Source organism: Nitrosomonas mobilis, from assembly GCF_900103035.1.
Classification (GTDB): Bacteria; Pseudomonadota; Gammaproteobacteria; order Burkholderiales; family Nitrosomonadaceae; genus Nitrosomonas; species Nitrosomonas mobilis.
Map to the genome: position 1 here is coordinate 1 of NZ_FMWO01000028.1, position 4,472 is coordinate 4,472.

Consider the following 4,472-nt stretch of genomic DNA (forward strand, 5'->3'; position numbering starts at 1 on the left):
GCGTCAGGCGGTTGGGCCGGCGATAGTACTATTAGTGTTGTCCTGGCTTATCTTTAAACTGGTACAGTCCGGACGAATCAGCAAATGGTTCCGTACCCGTAAAAATAGATAATAGATGAAAATCCATTTTTGTCATGTGAATAAGATGTGGGTAAATCGCGATTTTTGCTGCGAGTTAGCGACTATTTGGCGGGAAACCGTCATTATTTTTTCTGACTAGAAAAATTCTTCAGACCGTCCGCAACGATTGCCCGGTGCTGGCAGCCAGCATCAGTAATCCCGGCAAAACAACTCAATCCATCGGAAGTAACTATACAACCTGACGCAAGGTCAGCGGTAGTCCAGTCAAAAACCGTTTTGCGCGTAAAACCAAAGATCAGTGCCATTTTAATCATACAGGGGACGGCCTTCGTACCGAGAGAAATGGCCGCTACAAAAGGCACCTCGCTTTGAGAGTCCCTGCCTGCCTTGCCGCCAGCTAATTCCCCGTCAAGGTAAGCGTCATCCACCCTGATATTGCCACATAGCGTGTACTCGGCATCTCGTTCCCATCGCCTGCATCCTGCATCAGTTTCTGTTGCCGAGATAGCTGACGCAACGAGCCGGTTGCCAACCCTGCTGGCAACGCCCGTAACAGCAAGAGCAAGAAGATGCTCAAAGACGAGCTTGGCGGATTGCGGATCGAAATTCCTCGCTACCGCCACAGTAGTTTTGATCCACAGGGTGGCGTTACTCGACCGACTACTGCATCATGCTCATATTGTGCAGATCTCGGGAACAGTCATCGATTGAAAGGAAAGAAAGAAAGTCACCGGCATCCCGGTAACTTACCAATAGAACGACAGATAAACGCCAAGAGTGGACCAATTTGGCTTTGCCAGAAAGGAAGAAGGTGAGTCAATATTCGATTGTCGTTGACATACAGCCTATTGCTGCTTGCCATGATTTTGTAAGCGACAGTACATCCAGGTTTTTATTATAGCACTATTGCTATTATGGTTATTCAGGTGCAAACTGAAGACCCGAAGTACTTCGTCCATTTACAAAAAATAGGGGAGAATCAAATGAGAATAAGTTTTTATTTGATGAAGTTAGTGGCAATGGGGTTGTTTTTAATTTGTTTCAGTGGCATGGCAGTTGCCGTTGAGCTCGTGCCGGAAGTCAGTGATGCACAGGTCGTTGCACAATATAACTACATTATTCATATTTTGGCGATGCTACTGGTTGGGTTCGGTTTTCTGATGGTATTTGTTCGTAGATATGGCTTTGGTGCGATTACCGGCACCTATTTGGTGGTTGCTGTTAGTCTGCCACTTTATATTCTCTTGCGTGCCAATGGCGTTTTTGGGCATGCTCTTGAACCGCACACGCTCAATGCATTACTTTTTGCTGAACTGGCAACCGCTACCGCTTTAATTGCAATGGGAGCGGTACTTGGACGCTTGCGAGTATTTCAATATGCATTGCTGGCGCTGTTGCTGGTACCACTTTATTTGTTGAATGAGTGGATTGTGCTGGATGATGCATTTGGTCTGACAACCGGCTTCCAGGATACGGCCGGCTCTATTGTTATACATGCTTTTGGTGCTTATTTTGGCCTAGCCATGTCCATTGTGCTGACAACAGCTTATCAACGTGGTCAGCCGATTCAATCAGATCCCACTTCCGATCGCTTTGCGATGATTGGTTCTGCAGTTTTGTGGCTTTTCTGGCCAAGTTTCGCTACGGCGCTTGTTCCCCTTGAACAAATGCCACAAACCGTTGTGAATACGTTATTGGCGCTCTGCGGGGCGACGATCGCTACCTATTTCGTCAGTACAGCAGTCAATAATGGTAAAACATCAATGGTTGATATGGCCAACGCTGCTCTGGCTGGTGGTGTGGCGATCGGTTCGGTTTGTGATGTCGTAAATCCTGTTGGTGCATTTGCGATTGGTCTGCTGGCGGGTACTATTTCAGTTATCGGTTACAGATATATTCTTCCTATGCTGGAATCAAAACTAAATCTTTACGATACCTGCGGAGTGCATAATTTGCACGGCATGCCTGGCTTATTGGGCGGTTTCAGTGCGCTGCTGGTTGTTCCGGGGATTGCAGCCGTACAGCTAACCGGCATAGGGATCACACTGGTTATTGCGCTAACCGGCGGGCTCGTGGCGGGAATACTGATTAAACTCACCGGTACAACCATCGAGCCTTATGAAGATAGCGTTGAATTTACGCATACTGAAGGACCTCAGGCTGAAACGCTGGTTGCCAAACTGCAAGCTCGCATAGAGGCGTTGGAGAGTCACACAACAACATTGCCATCCGGAACTAAGCTTGAGTCGTATCGGTCAGATACCCCTGATAAACCTGTTTCTTACATGCCATAACAAGGTAAAATCTTCTGCCTGGGCGTTTGTACTAATTCAAGTGCCCAGGTTAAAAAATGTCACAGACTGCATACTGGATGGCGGAATCACCCATCCGGCCATGTTCAAAAAGCCATCTTGAGTCCTGCAGGAGTATTAGCGACTCAAGGGACGATGGGCATGGTTACAAAATGTTTACTTGAAGACTGTTGATCCTCTAAGCTAAAATCGATGCTCGTGAATTTAAAATATCGAGTTGATCGATTACATTGGCTTTGCTAAGGATTACACTAATTCCCCATGCGCATTTTAATTATAGAAGATGATGACATCATTGCTATCAATATCTACGAATACCTAGAATCAAAAGGACACATTGTGGATGTGGCAGTAGATGGTAAAAATGGTTTACATCTGGCTACTACCGAGTCCTTTGATGTTATTTTGCTCGATCTGGGCTTGCCGAATATGGATGGATTGCTCCTATGCCGCAAGCTACGGAATGAATTGCTGATGGATAAGCCAATACTGATGCTTTCTGCACGCGATACCTTAGCGGACAAGTTGTCCGGGTTTGACAGCGGTGCAGATGATTATCTGGTCAAGCCTTTTGCACTAAAAGAAGTCGAGGCACGGCTGGAGGCTATGCACAAACGCTATAAAGGAAAAGTTACTAACCGCATAGTTGAAGCCGGATCACTTTGCTTTAATCCCAGAACCATGACCGTTTCCTTTACGGGTAAACAGATCAAGTTGTCGCCGAAGTGCATACGCTTGCTGGTAGCGCTAATGAGCGAACCAGGCCGAATCTATAGTCGCAAGGAGCTGGAACTGGAAGCGTGGGAGGAAGAACAGAGTACGAGTGACACCCTGCGCAGCCATATGCATATATTGCGGCGGGCGTTGATTCAAGCAGGTGGGTACGATCCGATTGAAACGGTGCATGGTCTAGGTTATTGTCTGGCAGAACGTGCTCAGAATCAAGCGTAATTTCCGCCTACGTGTCGCATTTATCATCACGGTATTTAGCCTGGTAATCGTTGGGTTGTTCGGCACCAAATTATATCTTTCTTCACGAGAAATCGAAGAGGACCATATCAGACAGGTGATGCAGATGGAAATGAATCATCTGACACACTACAACCAGGAAAGTATGGGGTTTGCCTCAGGCATCAGTTCCAATCTGCGAAGTTACATTATTCATGATCTTGCTGAAGAACAAAATCTGCCTGAATATCTACGTGGTCTGAATGATTCCCATCATGTGGTATATCTGGATGGTAAAGAGTTTCGCGTCTCGGTACGTTTTGTCAATAGCATTAAGTTTCTGGTTGCTTACGGTACCAGCCTGCATGAAGAGCGCCAGCAAGAATTTATAGTACAGATTATTTTCTCATTATTCGTCATCCTGATACCTACCTTTCTGTTTGGCTATTTGTTATCGGGGGTGCTTACCAAACAAATGATCGATTTAGCGGAACAAATAGAAAGTCTTGCCACTAGAGATGGAGAAGAGTTCATCAGAATCAAGCCGGAGCATGGTGAAGAGGTTATCAAGCTTGCGCGTGCGCTTAAGCATTACCAAAAGCGCTTGACCGAAATGCTGCATCGTGAACAGGAATTCACTGGCAATATCAGCCACGAATTACGCACGCCGATTACCGCCATTCTAACAAGTTGTGAATTAATTCTGGCGAATCCAAATTTATCAGAAAGAACCGTTAGACACGTCAAACAGATCGAAACAGCCTCCAGGCGAATGGGAGAACAGATTCAGTCACTCTTGTTTCTCGCGCGCGAACAAACCTTGGGAATCATGGAGCCGGTGGCGATATCTGAATGCGTCTATGACGCGGCAGAGCCATATATGCAGGATATTAAAAACAAGAAAATATTGTTTGATGTAAGCATCGCCCCTGAAATGACGCTTGTTTTGAACCGTCAAGCTATCTATACCGTCCTGATTAACTTGCTGCGCAATGCTGTTCAATACTCGGAGAAAGGATTCATTCGAGTGACTTATGAAAAAAATGTACTCACGGTTAGCGATTCAGGCGCCGGTATTGAGCCGGAATTTTTGCCATTTGTGTTTGAACGTTTTTTTCGGGGGGGGAAGAC

4 protein-coding genes are annotated in these 4,472 nt (G+C 46.0%); 3 read left to right on the forward strand and 1 reads right to left on the reverse strand.

Annotated features, from left to right (window positions below; translation table 11 throughout):
* Positions 1-203: 203 nt before the first annotated feature.
* Positions 204-704: a transposase gene (locus NSMM_RS16320; protein WP_090284165.1), complete on the reverse strand. Its 501-nt coding sequence runs from the start codon at positions 702-704 to the stop codon at positions 204-206.
* Positions 705-1,064: 360 nt separating this feature from the next.
* Between NSMM_RS16320 and NSMM_RS02150 the strand changes: the two genes are divergently transcribed.
* The 3 genes from NSMM_RS02150 to NSMM_RS02160 form a co-directional block, all read left to right on the forward strand.
* The gene (locus tag NSMM_RS02150) at positions 1,065-2,375 is read left to right on the forward strand and encodes an ammonium transporter family protein (protein ID WP_218120974.1); all 1,311 of its coding nucleotides are present in this window, start codon (positions 1,065-1,067) and stop codon (positions 2,373-2,375) included.
* A 279-nt stretch (positions 2,376-2,654) separates the two neighbouring features.
* Positions 2,655-3,344, forward strand: coding sequence for a response regulator transcription factor (locus NSMM_RS02155; RefSeq protein ID WP_090284169.1), 690 nt, complete (start codon positions 2,655-2,657; stop codon positions 3,342-3,344).
* A partial coding sequence (locus tag NSMM_RS02160; protein ID WP_090284171.1) for a sensor histidine kinase occupies positions 3,325-4,472 on the forward strand: 1,148 nt, incomplete at its 3' end. The genes NSMM_RS02155 and NSMM_RS02160, both read left to right, overlap by 20 nt.